This is a genomic window from Thermoactinomyces vulgaris (genome assembly GCF_003688725.1).
Taxonomy (GTDB): Bacteria; Bacillota; Bacilli; order Thermoactinomycetales; family Thermoactinomycetaceae; genus Thermoactinomyces; species Thermoactinomyces vulgaris.
The window spans coordinates 77,296-91,318 of record NZ_REFP01000010.1 but is presented as its reverse complement, the minus strand read 5'-3'; the positions used below and the strand labels follow the sequence as shown (position 1 = coordinate 91,318).

General features: G+C 46.7%; 18 protein-coding genes and 1 tRNA gene. 13 read left to right on the top strand and 6 right to left on the bottom strand.

Annotated features, from left to right (window positions below; genetic code table 11):
• Positions 1–16: 16 nt before the first annotated feature.
• The 4 genes from ATH33_RS09910 (at position 17) to ATH33_RS09895 (ending at position 3,722) form a co-directional block, all read left to right on the top strand.
• Complete coding sequence (locus ATH33_RS09910) at positions 17–1,156, top strand: CapA family protein (RefSeq protein ID WP_165489713.1); 1,140 nt, start codon at positions 17–19, stop codon at positions 1,154–1,156.
• Positions 1,146–2,786, top strand: a complete 1,641-nt coding sequence (gene ggt, locus ATH33_RS09905) for a gamma-glutamyltransferase (protein ID WP_037997384.1) — start codon at positions 1,146–1,148, stop codon at positions 2,784–2,786. The genes ATH33_RS09910 and ggt overlap by 11 nt, the downstream gene beginning before the upstream one ends.
• Positions 2,787–2,810: 24 nt before the next feature.
• Complete coding sequence (locus tag ATH33_RS09900; protein WP_037997387.1) at positions 2,811–3,380, top strand: hypothetical protein; 570 nt, start codon at positions 2,811–2,813, stop codon at positions 3,378–3,380.
• A gap of 102 nt (positions 3,381–3,482) precedes the next feature.
• Positions 3,483–3,722 (top strand): DUF1450 domain-containing protein, encoded by a 240-nt coding sequence (locus ATH33_RS09895; protein ID WP_037997390.1) that lies wholly within the window; start codon positions 3,483–3,485, stop codon positions 3,720–3,722.
• Positions 3,723–3,758: 36 nt separating this feature from the next.
• On the opposite strand, the gene mqnE is transcribed toward ATH33_RS09895, so the two are convergent.
• Entirely contained in the window at positions 3,759–4,859 is a 1,101-nt protein-coding gene (mqnE, locus tag ATH33_RS09890; protein WP_049719675.1) for an aminofutalosine synthase MqnE, read from the bottom strand.
• 393 nt (positions 4,860–5,252) lie between these two features.
• On the opposite strand from mqnE, the gene ATH33_RS09885 reads away from it, so the two are divergent.
• Positions 5,253–5,501 carry an aspartyl-phosphate phosphatase Spo0E family protein gene (locus ATH33_RS09885; protein WP_037997396.1) on the top strand — a complete coding sequence of 83 codons (249 nt, stop codon included), beginning with the start codon at positions 5,253–5,255 and terminating at the stop codon, positions 5,499–5,501.
• Between the two features lie 63 nt (positions 5,502–5,564).
• Positions 5,565–5,924 (top strand): HesB/IscA family protein, encoded by a 360-nt coding sequence (locus tag ATH33_RS09880; protein WP_037997398.1) that lies wholly within the window; start codon positions 5,565–5,567, stop codon positions 5,922–5,924.
• A gap of 32 nt (positions 5,925–5,956) precedes the next feature.
• Here ATH33_RS09880 and ATH33_RS09875 read toward each other — a convergent pair whose 3' ends face one another.
• Both ATH33_RS09875 and ATH33_RS09870 read right to left on the bottom strand, forming a co-directional pair.
• On the bottom strand, positions 5,957–6,220 hold the full coding sequence (locus tag ATH33_RS09875; RefSeq protein WP_037997401.1) for a hypothetical protein: 264 nt from the start codon (positions 6,218–6,220) through the stop codon (positions 5,957–5,959).
• A 63-nt stretch (positions 6,221–6,283) separates the two neighbouring features.
• The gene (locus ATH33_RS09870) at positions 6,284–7,291 is read right to left on the bottom strand and encodes an NAD(P)/FAD-dependent oxidoreductase (protein WP_037997403.1); all 1,008 of its coding nucleotides are present in this window, start codon (positions 7,289–7,291) and stop codon (positions 6,284–6,286) included.
• Between the two features lie 283 nt (positions 7,292–7,574).
• Here ATH33_RS09870 and ATH33_RS09865 point away from each other — a divergent pair, with 283 nt between their 5' ends.
• The 4 genes from ATH33_RS09865 (at position 7,575) to ATH33_RS09855 (ending at position 10,406) form a co-directional block, all read left to right on the top strand.
• Positions 7,575–8,774: an NAD(P)/FAD-dependent oxidoreductase gene (locus ATH33_RS09865; protein WP_037997405.1), complete on the top strand. Its 1,200-nt coding sequence runs from the start codon at positions 7,575–7,577 to the stop codon at positions 8,772–8,774.
• A gap of 203 nt (positions 8,775–8,977) precedes the next feature.
• On the top strand, positions 8,978–9,112 hold the full coding sequence (locus tag ATH33_RS13630; RefSeq protein WP_049719677.1) for a YuiA family protein: 135 nt from the start codon (positions 8,978–8,980) through the stop codon (positions 9,110–9,112).
• A 90-nt stretch (positions 9,113–9,202) separates the two neighbouring features.
• Positions 9,203–9,472 carry a YuiB family protein gene (locus tag ATH33_RS09860; RefSeq protein ID WP_082240761.1) on the top strand — a complete coding sequence of 90 codons (270 nt, stop codon included), beginning with the start codon at positions 9,203–9,205 and terminating at the stop codon, positions 9,470–9,472.
• A gap of 61 nt (positions 9,473–9,533) precedes the next feature.
• Positions 9,534–10,406, top strand: coding sequence for a diacylglycerol/lipid kinase family protein (locus tag ATH33_RS09855; RefSeq protein ID WP_049719678.1), 873 nt, complete (start codon positions 9,534–9,536; stop codon positions 10,404–10,406).
• On the opposite strand, the gene ATH33_RS09850 is transcribed toward ATH33_RS09855, so the two are convergent.
• Positions 10,392–11,210, bottom strand: a complete 819-nt coding sequence (locus ATH33_RS09850) for a cobalamin-binding protein (protein ID WP_121874366.1) — start codon at positions 11,208–11,210, stop codon at positions 10,392–10,394. The genes ATH33_RS09855 and ATH33_RS09850 overlap by 15 nt on opposite strands.
• 75 nt (positions 11,211–11,285) lie before the next feature.
• Positions 11,286–11,816 carry a divergent PAP2 family protein gene (locus tag ATH33_RS09845; RefSeq protein WP_049719679.1) on the bottom strand — a complete coding sequence of 177 codons (531 nt, stop codon included), beginning with the start codon at positions 11,814–11,816 and terminating at the stop codon, positions 11,286–11,288.
• Between the two features lie 181 nt (positions 11,817–11,997).
• Between ATH33_RS09845 and ATH33_RS09840 the strand changes: the two genes are divergently transcribed.
• Both ATH33_RS09840 and ATH33_RS09835 read left to right on the top strand, forming a co-directional pair.
• Entirely contained in the window at positions 11,998–12,240 is a 243-nt protein-coding gene (locus ATH33_RS09840) for a hypothetical protein (RefSeq protein ID WP_037997417.1), read from the top strand.
• 123 nt (positions 12,241–12,363) lie between these two features.
• Positions 12,364–12,447, top strand: a tRNA-Leu gene (locus ATH33_RS09835).
• A gap of 107 nt (positions 12,448–12,554) precedes the next feature.
• Here the strand turns inward: ATH33_RS09835 and ATH33_RS09830 are convergent.
• On the bottom strand, positions 12,555–12,872 hold the full coding sequence (locus ATH33_RS09830; RefSeq protein ID WP_037998441.1) for a hypothetical protein: 318 nt from the start codon (positions 12,870–12,872) through the stop codon (positions 12,555–12,557).
• A 509-nt stretch (positions 12,873–13,381) separates the two neighbouring features.
• On the opposite strand from ATH33_RS09830, the gene ATH33_RS09820 reads away from it, so the two are divergent.
• Positions 13,382–13,957 (top strand): hypothetical protein, encoded by a 576-nt coding sequence (locus ATH33_RS09820; RefSeq protein WP_121874365.1) that lies wholly within the window; start codon positions 13,382–13,384, stop codon positions 13,955–13,957.
• The last annotated feature ends 66 nt before the right edge of the window (positions 13,958–14,023 follow it).

The window sequence follows — 14,023 nt, the reverse complement described above, 5'->3', positions numbered from 1 at the left end:
GAGGTTCCAGCGATACATGAAACGCGAGAAAAAAAAGGCTGTGATCCATTCGTACATTGCTTTGTTCCTCGTCATCGTGTTGATGACGGGATGGGCGGCCTTGGATCGCGTGAAAGCCGTATCCGTCCGGGAGGATCCCGACAGCCGGCTGACGGTCACGCTGGTGGGGGACATGATGTTCGGGCGGCATATCGAGGATGTGATCGTCAAAAACTACGGTTATGAATATTTGTTTCATTATGTTCGTCCTTATTTTCAGTATTCGGATTATGTGACGGGTAACTTCGAGAATCCCATCGTGAACCGGCCGGGTTATCCCAAGGCGGACAAATTTATTCATCTGAGCACAAAACCCGAAGCTGCCAAAGCATTGAAAAAGGTCGGTTTTTCCACCGTCAATCTGGCTAACAACCATATGAAGGATTATGGGAAACAAGGCTTGTTGGATACATTGAAGGCTTTTCGGGATGCCGGATTGGAGACCGTCGGGGCCGGCAGTCATTTGGACGAAGCCGTTGAAGTGGTATATCAAACCGTGAACGGGATAAAAATTGCCACCTTGGGCTTTTCCGATGTGATGCCGGTCGATTTCCGCGCGATGCATCAACGTTCCGGAATCGCCCCGGCGGATCCGGATGTTTGGTTTCCACAAGTGGCCAAAGCCAAACAAAATGCGGATCTGGTGATTGTACATATGCATTGGGGATTGGAATATGACAGCCGCTATCATCCGCGGCAGAGAGATCTGGGGCATGCTTTGATCGATGCCGGCGCGGATCTTGTGGTCGGCCATCATCCCCATGTGTTGGAGCCGGTCGAGGTGTATAAAAACGGCGTGATTTTCTACAGCTTGGGCAATTTTGTGTTTGATCAGGGTTGGACCCGTACCCGCGAAAGTGTGCTGGTGCAATACAAGGTGTTAAAAAATGATACAGCCCGGTTGGAAATTTATCCGTTAATGATCCGGGAAGGACAACCACGTCCGCTTCTGGGATGGAGTCAGGCGTACCGGCGTGAGCGGGTGTTTATGCAAATGACACAAGAGAGGATATATTCGGATTTGTGGAATCGCACATGGAAACGGGAAAACAACATCCTTGTCCGCACGGTTCCGCTTCCGCCCGGGCTGAAAGGAGGGAAAAAGGTTGAACAATAAAAAATTTCATGTCATCTTGGCTGTTTTTGTTATTATCGGCACCATTTTTGCTTATTTTTATAAAAGCAATGAGTATGATTCCAAAGCCTTTGAGCAAACCGTTGACCAAAAGAACAAGCATAAATACGGAGTGGCAGCGGCGCATCCGGAAGCGGTCAAAGTGGGGATGCGCATTTTGGAGCAAGGCGGCAATGCGGTGGATGCGGCGATTGCCGTCGGATATGCTTTGGGCGTCGTTGAGCCTTACGGATCGGGGCTTGGCGGCGGAGGAACGATGTTGATCGATTTTTACAGCAAGGAGAAAGACCCCGTGGTCATCGATTATCGGGAAACAGCGCCATACACCGGGATCATTCCGGATAACGGAGTGGGGGTTCCGGGGTTTGTGAAAGGAATGGAACTCGTTCATCAACGATACGGAAAATTGCCGATGGATCAGTTGATTCAACCTTCGATTGAGCTGGCGGAACAGGGGTTTGAAGTCACCCCGATTTTAAACAGCCGCTTACAGGCTGCTAAATACCGGCTGCCGGTCAACGATCTGAAGCACATGTTCCCGGACGGGGAGCCGATTCAGGCGCACCGCTTGCTGGTCCAAAAAGATCTGGCCAATACACTGAAGGCGATTCAAAAAGACGGATCCAAAGCGTTTTATGAAGGCTTGATCGCCAAAGACATCGAGAATAAATCCCAAGGCGTGAAAGTCAGTGATTTACACAAGTATCAGCCGTTGGTCAAAGAACCGATTGTTGTAAAATACGGGGACTATGAAATGATCACCCCTTCTCCCCCAACCGGTGGAATTATGTTGGCCGAGTCGTTAAAAATGGCGGATAAACTGAAGGTGGGCAAAACCCAGGACTTGTCTGCCGATCAGATCCATTTGCTCGGGGAAATCGACAAAAGGGTGAACCATGCGCGGCGCCAAAACGTGGGAGATCCTCAGTTTTCCAAGGTTCCGGTAAAGGAGATGTTGGCGGATCAATATATTCAACAATTAACAAAGGATATCAACCTCAAACAAATTTCGAGCCAGTATCAAACCGTGGCCGATTCGCTCGCGGACAAAGAGGAACATGACAATACGACCCATTTTGTGGTTGTCGATAAAGACGGAAACATGGTGACGGCCACCAATACCTTGAGTAACTTTTTCGGCTCGGGGATATACGTGGATGGCTTTTTCTTAAACAACCAGTTAAAAAACTTCAGTATCATCAAAAGCTCTCCCAATCGTCCCCAGTTGGGGAAACGGCCCGTCAGTTATACAGCTCCGACCATTTTTGCCAAAAACGGACGCCCGGTTTTGGGGATCGGAAGTGCAGGCGGAAGCCGGATTACGCCGGTTTTGACACAAGTGGTGTTGCGTGTCTTGGAATATGATCTTTCGGTCCAGTCCGCCATCAACCGCCCCCGGTTTATCGTGGAAGATAATATCGTTTATGTCGAAAAAGCGTTGCCTGCCGATGTCCAGAAAGAATTGGAACAAAAAGGATATCAGGTGATTGTGAAACCGACGGGCATGTATTACGGGGGAGTGCAAGGCATCCGGGTGAACCGGAGTAAGAACAAGATGGAAGGAGGGTTTGACGGACGACGGGACGGAGCCTTTCGCTTTGGTGCAGACTAATGGAGACGGGTTGGAGGCATGGGTATGAAGCGTTTGTTGCGAATACTTACTCCTTTTTTGATCATTGGAGCCATATTGTTTTTTTTAATGGATTTTCGTCATGTGGAACAGCTGAGTCCTGAAGAAAAACAAGCGATTGAAAAATACCGGGAACAGTTGGTGAAAGGAACCTTACTGGACAAGCCGGATGAAGGGATTTTTCGGCGGGAGGATTTCGATGCGATTGCCAGATCTTTGGACGCACTCCATCAGCATGATCACTATTTTGTGTTCGGGCCGGAATGGGGGGCCCCGCTCGATCATCCGGAGAGCGAATTTCAAAATATCGAATCCATCATCAATCAACCCGAATATGTAAACAACGGAAAGTACTTTGCTTTTTTCCAAGCTTTTCGTCAGGATTTGAACCAGGCAAAGAATAAATTGGGAACGAGAGCTTCCCATGACATCTTGGACGACTTGTCCACCTTGGTTTTTACGGATGAAATCATCGAGGACCGGCAATGGAGCCAATCAGAGACGATCCGGGTGATGAAAGAAACCGGCCTGAAATTAATCAAAGAAGAGAATCAGAATGCACCAAACTCCGGGTGAATCCATGGCCCGGAGTGCTGTTTTTTTCTGGAAATGGGAAAAGCCATGGAATCGTTATATAATAACAACCAAAAGATGAAGTCAATGATGGAGTGAATATAAATGATCCCTCTTGTTGAGTTTTGCATCAATAATTTGACGGATGAAGTGTTGGCCGTAAAAAACGAGCTGGAAAAAGATCCGGGGATTGATGTGTTGGAGTATGACTGTTTGGGGAACTGCGGAATCTGTGCGCAAGGTCCCTATGCATTGGTCAACGGGGAAATCGTCACGGCGGACAGCGGAAAAGAACTTCTCAAGAAAATTTATGAGGAGATTGAAGACATGGAAATTCGATATTAAAAAAGCATCCGGTTGTTTCAGCCGGATGCTTTTTTTCTAGTAAACCGCAATTTCGTTGTAGAACGTGTCCCGTTCGACCGGTGTGCGGTTGGCTCCTTTGATCAGCCAGATCAGTTCGTCTTTGGTCAATGCTTGTTGCGTCAAAGCGCCAGCGGCATGGCTGATTCGTTCCTGAACCAGGGTTCCGTGCAGATCGGAAGAACCGAATTGCGTGGCCAATTGCGCCAGCTGCGTTCCGATATTGATAAAATAAGCTTTGATATGCGGGAAATTATCCAGCATCAGCCGGCTGATGGCAATGGTTCTCAGGTCGTCCATCGCCGAAGTGCGACGTTTGATGGAAGCATTGACGCTTTTGGGTTGTACCGCCAAGGGAATAAAGACCAAAAAGCCGTTGGTTTCGTCTTGCAATTCACGCAGGCGGATCATGTGAATCAACCGTTCTTCCTTGGTTTCAATCGATCCGTAAAGCATGGTGCTGTGCGTTTTCATTCCCAGCTGGTGCGCGGTGCGGTGGACATTCAACCAGTCGTCGGTGCTTGCTTTGTCGGGGCTCATTTTTAAACGGTAACGCTCGGTCAGGATTTCCGCGCCGCCGCCGGTCAGGGAGCTGACGCCGGCGTCCATCAGTTCTTTCAAGACCGTTTCGACCGGACGCCCGGACAAGCGGGAGAAAAATTCCACTTCCGCCGCCGTGTAAGCTTTGATGGTCACATGCGGGTAGTGTTTTTTCAAGATGGCTACCGTTTCAAGATAATAGTCAAACGGCACCGTGTGGTTATGTCCGCCGACAATGTGGAATTCCCGGATTCCTTCCGTGTACCGCTCGCCGACATGTTCCAGCAATTCCTCGGGCGACATGGTGTAAGCCCCTTCTTCCCCGGGATCCCGCCGGAAAGCGCAGAATGCACATCTGGCTTCACAAACGTTTGTCGGGTTTAAGTACATATTCTGGATAAAGTAAACACGATCCCCATTCTTTCTCCTGTTTACTTCATTGGCCAATTGGCCGATGGTGAGTAAGTCCGGCGATTCGTATAAAGTGAGCCCGTCTTCCAATGTAAGGCGTTCCCCATGTTTCACCTTCTCCACAATCATATCCAAATTGCGGTCTGAAACCGTGGAGGTTAACGACATGGAGGGTTCCTCCTCTCATTTCTGATCAAACAAAGAACCAATGATATCTGAAATTATTTCGAATGTCTAAATAACAAATCGAACTTATATTATTCTACCACAAAGGATAATCATTGGAAAACAAACGGGAAGGCCTCTTCCGTCGCCCGGATTTTGTCAATTTCCCGGGAGGGAAGGGGGTTACATTTTTTTACATAACGGCGCAAAAAGTTTGGAAAGGATGGAGATAACAAGAAGTTGTGTCTAAATAATATATTTAATTGAATAATTTGTAAAAAATGCGGCTTTTCTTTTCAGTTTTGTCATTGTATACTGAAAATAACTGGCAGATTTCGAACAAATGTGCCTTGTTTGATGAGAGATGGGTCAAGACAGGGGAGAGGAGGTCATAAGATGAGTGGGGGTCCGGCGTTAAAAGATCAGTTGGAAAAAGCAAGAAAACGCATGGAAGAAGCGGCAGATCGTTTCGGTTTGAATCATCCGGCCGTTTATGAACTGAGCCGGGAGCTCGACGAACTGCATAATTTGTGGGAGCAGGAAACGATTCTTCACCAAAGGGGAGAAGAAATCATCTATCCGCTTCGTTCCCCGATGCAAAGAACGAAAAAACGTTCCAAACAGGCGATGATGAAAGCGATCTGAGCTCATCGGTTGTATCAGGGGAAGATTCCCTTGTATACTGTAAAGAGAAGGAGGGAATGCCCCATGATTACATTGACGGAACAAGCCGCTTTAAAAGTGAAGGATATGTTGAGCGAACAAGAGCATCCGGAAAACCTCTATCTGCGCGTTGGCGTGGAATACGGCGGATGCAGCGGTTTTTCATATAGTATGGGTTTTGATGAAGAAAAGAAAGAAAATGATATGGAATTGAACCAGTTTGGTGTCCGGATTTTGGTTGATCAACGAAGCCAACCGTTGCTGCAGGGAACGGTGATTGATTACAAAGAGACCGTCATGGGCGGCGGATTCAGTATCGATAATCCGAATGCAACGGTTACTTGCGGTTGCGGATCATCATTTCGGACGGCAACGGAATCAGGCCGGCCCGACGAGGATTGTTAAAAAAAACCCGTCTCCATGTGAGATGGGTTTTTTTACGATATCGGGATTTCATCCACCAGCATCACTTTGGAATGCCCGCAAGCGGGACAGATGAGGGTGTGAGGACATTGACGGGTTTTCAGATCGGTCAGCCCGTCGGTCATTTTCAGATCATCAATCTCCCGGTAAGGACTGTAATCACTGAACAGGTCAGTCAACCGTCCGTTGTCTTCCAAAACATGACCGCACCCGGGGCAACGATGAGTTTCGAGGGCGGAAAACCCGTTGCAAACGGGACAAGCATAATGAGTACCCAAAAAAAATCCCTCCTTTGATTTTATATTTATCGTTTCAAATCAAAGGAGGGATCATGCAACAAATTACCGGTCCAATTTTAAATTGGAGCTGTGTTGAGGCTGAACACGGGCATCCGGATCAATGTATTGTTTGGCATGGTTGACGGCAATGGGGGCTTCCCCGAAACCAACAGTGATCAGTTTGACTTTTCCTTCATAGGTGGCAATATCGCCGGCGGCGTAAATGCCGGGGATGTTGGTTTCCATTTTGGAGTTGACAAGGATGGATCCTTTTTCGATGTGAAGTCCCCACTCTTGAATCGGCCCCAACGAAGAGACAAACCCAAAGCTGACAATCACTTCATCCACTTTCAATTCCTCGGATACACCGCTTTTTTTATCAGAAATCGTCACTTTTTCGATGTGTGTGGCTCCTTCGATCGCGGTAATTTCCCGCGGGGTTAACACCCTGATGCCGGAATTCATCATTTTTTCGACACTGTGCTCATGAGCGCGGAATTTGTCCCGGCGATGGATCAAAGTGACACTTTTGGCGACCGGTTCCAGCATCAAAGCCCAATCCACCGCGGAATCTCCCCCGCCGGCGATTAAAACATCTTTTCCTTCAAACTGCCGCTTGTCTTTGACAAAGTAATGAATATGGGTGTTTTCAAATTTCTCAGCTTCCGGCAGTTTCAATTTGCGTGGTTCAAAAGCTCCGCAACCAGCGGTGATAATCACAGAACGGCCCAAATGCACTTGTTTTTGGGTGACAACCTCAAATAATCGTTCTTCTTTTTTATGAACTTGTAAGACCTTTTCATCCAAACAATAGGTGGGATGAAAAAGGTTGGCTTGCTCAATCAGATTATCCACCAGGTTTTGGGCGGTCACTTTGGGAAAACCGGCAATGTCATAAATATATTTTTCCGGATAGAGTGCAGACAATTGGCCTCCCAATTGCGGCAGGCTTTCAATGACTTTGACGGAAGCTTGGCGCATTCCGGCGTAAAAAGCAGCAAAGAGCCCGGTTGGCCCTCCGCCGATCACAATGATATCGGTTATGTTTTGTTCAACTTGTTGTGTTGTCACAAGCGCACCTCCAAAATATTATTGCGAAAATGGAGAAAATTATATAATAATCATATAACATGATGTGATGATCGAATCCATAGCTTTAAAAAATTTACCAATTCGTTTTTGCCGGATAGACTGAAATGAAGTGGAGAAAATGTGAACAAAAGCTCTTGCTAAAAGTTCGTGAAAATAATATCATAATCAATGGCATGATTCAATGATCACGAAGCGTTCGAACCTTTTCAGATTGTGAGAAATCAATCATACTAAATAATACTTTAGATGGATGTGATTTGTGATGAGTATACCTAAAATCGTGATCCTTGGAGCAGGGTATGGCGGACTGATGACAGCCAAAGGATTGGCCAAAAATCTGAATGCGAACGAAGCAGAAATTACCCTGGTCAACCAAAACAGTTACCACTATATCACGACGAAATTGCATGAGCCGGCTGCAGGAACTTCCCATCATGATCACGCACGTGTTTCGATCCCGTCGGTCATTGACACCAACCGGATCCGTTTTATCCAAGACCGGGTGACCGGAATGAAGTTGGACGAAAAAACGGTTCTGTTGGAAAACAATGACCCGATCCAATATGACTATTTGGTGGTTGGATTGGGAAGCGCACCGGAAACGTTTGGTATTAAAGGTTTATTGGAAAATGCGTTCTTTATTCGCAATATCAACAGCGTGCGCATGATTCGCGAGCACATGGAATACATGTTCTCGCGTTATGCCATTGAGAAAAAAGAAGAATTGATCACGATCGTGGTCGGGGGAGCCGGATTCACCGGAATTGAGTACGTGGGCGAATTGGTGGATCGCATGCCCGAGCTGTGCCGGGATTATGACATTCCGCTTGAAAAAGTCCGTATTGTGAATGTGGAAGCGGCACCGACCGTCTTGCCGGGATTTGACAAAGAACTGGTGGACTATGCAGTGAAATACCTGGAAAATAAAGGTGTTGAATTCATTGTCAATACGCCGATCGAAGAGTGCACCAAAGACGGTGTCATCCTGAAAGGCGGACGTGAAATCAAATCGTCTACCGTGGTCTGGACCGGTGGCGTGCGCGGAAATAAACTGGTTGAAGAATCCGGCATTGAAACGATGCGCGGACGTGTGAAAGTGGATGAATATCTACGTGCTCCCGGCCATGACAATGTGTTTATCGTGGGTGACAGCTCTCTCGTGTTCCCGGGAGAAAGCGAAAATGAGCGTCCTTACCCGCCGACAGCCCAAATCTCCACACAGCAAGGCCAATATCTCGGCAAACAATTGGCCAAAGTGGTTCGCGGGGGTCAATTTGACCAACCGTTTAAATATGAACCGAAAGGAACCGTGGCTTCTCTGGGAAGAAAAGAGGCCATCGGTGTGGTCGGAAATAAAAAGATGACCGGCGGAACAGCTGCGTTCATGAAAAAAATCATTGATCTTCGCTGGCTCTTCTTGTTGGGTGGCGTTTCTTTGGTTCTTCGCAAAGGAAAACTGTAATCATTTATGATTTTTACAAAAACCCTTCTTGGTTTAAGAAGGGTTTTTTGTTATGGAATACAGAAATTTTCCGAAAGAAAAGGCATGATTCTGATGTTATCGCTTACATGGATTGTGAACGCGGTTCTTGCTCCTGAATGGAATTTTTCATTTAGATTAGAATATTATATCATTTCTGAAACGGGACCACAGGGGGCGATTCCATGAAAAAAGCCATGTCAGAACTATCAGAAAATACTTGCCATTATTGCAGCGGAAAAGGGTATTTGGAGCTTTTGCTGGGCGGTACGGAAGCGTGTTATGCCTGTCACGGAACCGGAAAAGAAGATAAAAAATGAAGTGAACCCGCTTTTGGCGGGTTTTTTTATATCGTTGACCTTCTGAAAGATATTCAGTAAAATGAGTGGGAACTTTGAGATGTGGAGGCGATGACTCAAGTGACGCTCGCCCAATTGATCATTTCCATTCCGTTGTTATTTGTTTTATTTTTTGGATTGGGCTTTATTCTGAATATGATTTTAAAAACCACTTGGTTGCCGCTCGCCCTTTTTTTCGGGGTTGTTTTGTATGTGGGGCGGGATGTGACGCAAATTTTTACCATTGTCAATGCCGTTTTGTTCTTTTCGGGTTTTTTGGGAGTCCTGGGCGGGATTTTTACCATTCGTACGTTGCGCTTAAAAGGATATCGGATGTTCTAGAAACCAGGGATGCACCCTGGGTTTTTTTTAGCAAGAATGCATTCGGGCAGAAGGTGAGAACATGATTTTATTTGTGGTGAATCCGGAATCGGGAAAAGGAAAAGGAAAAGTTTTTTGGGAAAAGGCAGAAAAATATCTCAAGGCCCGGTCCGTTGCTTATGAAGTCTGGCATACGAAGCAAAACGAAAAATTGACTTCCCGGATTCGTGACGGAGCCAAACAGAAAAAGTGGCAAGCGGTGGTTGCCATCGGTGGCGACGGAACGGTGAACGAGGTGGGGAGCGGCTTGATTGGCGTTCCGGTTCCATTCGGGATTATTCCGTCCGGAACCGGAAATGATTTTGCTTTTGCCCACGCCATCCCTTCCCGGCCGGAAAAAGCGCTGGCGCGTATCTTGAATTTTCACCCGGAACCGGTGGATACGGCGACCGTGAACGGAAAACCCATGTTTGGATCCACGGGGGTGGGATTTGATGTCAGTGTGGTGGAGCGGGTGAACCGGTCCGGCTTAAAAAAGTGGTTCGGATCGTTTTCATACGGGATGGAAGCGGTGAAATGTTTGTTTTCCTACAGGGCCCGGTCCATGACACTGAGGATGGACGGAAATGAGTATCGGCTGGAGAAATGTTGGATGGTGTCCGTTGCCAATATCCGCCAATACGGCGGAGGAATCCGGATTTGTCCGCAGGCGGATACTCAAGACGGATATTTGGATGTCTGTTGTGTGCAAAATCTGAGGAAAGGTCAGTTTATTCGCGCTTTTCCATTAACTTATTTCGGGTGGCATGCCCGGCACCCGTCCATACGGTTTGAGCGGGCACAACAAATTGAAATCCTGGGACCGGAATCGTTTCCTTACCATATTGACGGGGAAGTTAAGGGGACGACTCCAATCCGGATTGAAGTGCACCCCCGTTCTTTACTCCTCCTGTAAGGGAAAAGGGTGATCCGGATCCGGCGGTGAAAACGTTTCCGGATATAACAAGTGTGCCAAATGGCAAAGGCCGGTCAAAATCCGGGGGGAGGGGCGGCAATACCATCCCTCGTCCAACAGGAAAATATTTTGCTCCTTTGAAAGTGGCGTTCCTTGCCAGGCCGGACGGGATTGGATCATCTCTTTTTTTATCCGCTTCAGCGGAACCCCGGTCCAGACAGTCAAAACATAATCGGGCTTTTTATCCCGTACGGTTTCCCAATCCGTCTGTACACTTTCTTTGTCAATGTCGGAGAAGATGTTGACTGCCCCGACCAATTCACTCACCTCGGTGAGCCAGTTTCGTCTGCCCGGGGTGAAAACCGGTTTTGGCCACCACTCCCAATACAGGCGCGGCTGTGTTTCCTTGCCGGGAATCCGGGCTTTGAGCCGGTCGATTTGGTCTGTAAACCGGCGGGCGGTCTGTTCCGCTTTGGTTTGGAGGCCGAGAGCATCTCCGAGCCGGATCAAATCTTGTGCAATATCCCGGAGGGTTTTGGGGTTCAGAATCATCAAGGGGAGATTTTCTTGTTTTAATCTTTCGATATTTTTCTCCATTCCCGGGACACTGAGGGAAGCGATCACCAGATCCGGATTCAATGCTTTGATTTTTTCGATATCAACATTTAGATCCGGACCGACGCGCGGAAGGTGTTGGCATGTCGGGGGCCAGTCCGAGTAATCATCAATTCCGACAAGCCATGAGTGCGCTCCCAGAAAATAAAGCATTTCCGTATTGCTGGGACAAATGGAAACCAGTCGCATCCTGATCCCCTCCTTTGAGTGCATTGCGCTTCTTCAGAATGATGAAGCGGGCATTGCTTGAATGTCCCGCTTCACTTAATACCAGAGAAAGTACATCGCAACAGAAACCAATATGCCTAACCAGGCACCGGTAAAGACTTCGATGGGTTGGTGGCCCAGGATTTCTTTCAAGCGGATCCGCGTTTCCGAGGTCGGCTTTTCTTTGATGTTCCTGAGTTCCTTCAACAGTAATGCGAAGTCGTCAGCCAACTGGTTGAGAGCCTGGGCATGCATGCCGGCCTGTCGGCGGACACCGGTGGCATCGTACATCACAATGATTCCAATGACAGTTGCAATGGCAAAGGCGGAAGAATCCCATCCTTCCGTGATTCCCAGGGAGGTTGCCAGCGCGGTCACAGCGGAAGTGTGTGAGCTGGGCATGCCCCCGGAGCTGACCATCCAGTTCCAATCCCAATGATGCGTGATAAAAAAATTCCAAGGGACTTTTAACAGTTGTGCCAAGATAATGGCAGCGAGAGATGCCCAAAGAGGAAAATTGGCCATAAGTTCAGCCGGTATCAATGCCTGGTCATCCTTTCCGTTCGGTGTCGGTTCTATTTTATCCATGCGTTGTTTCCGAATCCTTTGTGAAACTATTTTATTATATCTCATTAAGAGACGATTTTTAAATGATTCTTGGCAAATTGTTGCAGGAAAAGCCTGAGTGTTTTTCGAAGGATTAATATGAAAAATGAAAAACGCACTTCATTTATTGTCTCCAAAAAACGTTTCATTAAGGAGTTTTTTTATGAGGGACTATTTACCGGATCCGTTGCCAGTCAGCCATCGTTTGCAATGTCGGGAGTGCCGGGAACAGTTTAAAACATTACATTCGGAGCCGCTCGAAGAGAAAATGGTGTGTCCGTCCTGCGGATGGTCCGGGACATTATCTGAGTGGATGACGGAAGAAGCCGTCCTTCATGAACTTGCTTTGGCACGCAAAAAATTGGAAAAAGTTTTTTTCAAGATGAAAAGCTCCCATAAAAGCTGATGATGACTGGTTTTTAACCGGTTCTTTGTTTTTACCTGTTTTAAAAAAATCGTTGACATTTATTCTTGTTGCTGATATGATATTTTTTGTCGATTCGATAATGAATTTTCATCTCAAGCCGAAGTGGCGGAATTGGCAGACGCACAGGACTTAAAATCCTGCGGTGGGTGTACCACCGTGTCGGTTCGAGTCCGACCCTCAGCACCAAAGTGTGAATCGGCCCGTTAAAAAAGCTCCGCTTGAACAAGCGGAGCTTTTTGCGTGGTTTGACCGGTAATGAAAGATGCCCCGTGAACAGCGGGGCATCTTTCATGTTATGAACTGAGAAGAGGAGTGGATGAAGAAGATTGGTCTTCCAACCGCAGGACCTCTTCTTTGTCCGGAAGTTCATAAACTTCCTCCAATACATGTTTTAACACCAAATAGGCGGAGTAAGGCTTTTCCAGATAGTTTTCGGTAAAAAAACGTTTTGTGTCGGGACAGAAGATAAACGCTTTTAACTCTTCCAGTTCCTCAATTCTTTTTTGAATCACTTCCAAGACTTCGGGGCAGTCGCTGAATAATTCTCCTTCTTTCCACGTCAAAGTGATATGTTCATATAACCATCCTTTGATGGTAAATTGACGTGACATGTTGTACCACCTCCACGGGTGACAAATCAAAGACCTGCTTTTTTTATACGTCGTACGGCCGGAAAATCCTGCCGCTCCATCGTATCCGCAAACATTCGAAAATTTTGACCGGGGGTGCCTGGCGACTGAAGCCGGAAACGGAAAAAACAGGTTTCAAATGATCAGGAAGAACAAATCTCCGATATTTTATCTGCCATTTTTTCTTTTTAATATCTCAATATTTGAATGTTTCGCATTTGCTTGTGGTTTTTATCCGCTCCTGTTGGTTTCCCGTTTCTTTCCCATCCCTCCCTTGTGTGTCCCGGCGCCCGGGATGATTGCGTTTTTCCCCGTCAGGCGGGCTGGTATGGATCCGGTTGAAATCACCTTTGTTTGAAGAAAAGAAAGGTAGTAGATCCATACTTGATCAATTAATATAAAAATAATTATAATCTTTGTATGATTGTTTTTGAATTAAAATATATAGGTTCTTGATTTTTGAACACTAGAAAACAGGGTGAAGCCGGATCATGTTAAATGAACAACATCATCGCCAGTTACAAATGATTGCTTCCTATTTGCCAAGTATTCAATTTGATTGGGATAAGGAGCAAATGGTTCATTCATTTTCAGTACTTGCCGAACTCTTGGATTATCGCATGATGTGGGAAAAGGAAGAAGGTGTGTGTTTTTGCAATCATTTGGACGGATATCCCCGTATTCTTTTGGAAAAAAAGGAAGGGCGCATTCAATCTGTATGGCTGGATATTGATACATACCGGGAAATGGATGAGATCCTGAAGGATCAAAGTGAAGACCGGATGAACGAATTAACCATGGAAATGTTGAGGAGTTTGGACGTTGTTGTGCGCTTTTTGTCAACCAATTGGGGAGCTCCTTTTTTTTATGGGGAATTTTGGGATCCGCAATTTCCGCGTGACCAGTATGTCAGCATCCGGATGGCATTGTGGAAAGTGCAAGATGCCCACATTGCCGTGCAAGTGGAACATCAGGACCGGGAATACCCCATCAGCCTGAACATGCTGATCACTCCTGAACAAGAATTGAGTTCGCACCGGTTTGATGCATTGATAAAACGGAAATGAAACTCCTTTCCAATATTCTACAATTTTATTGCTTCGGATTTATGTTAGACTGTGAAGCAAGTTGAA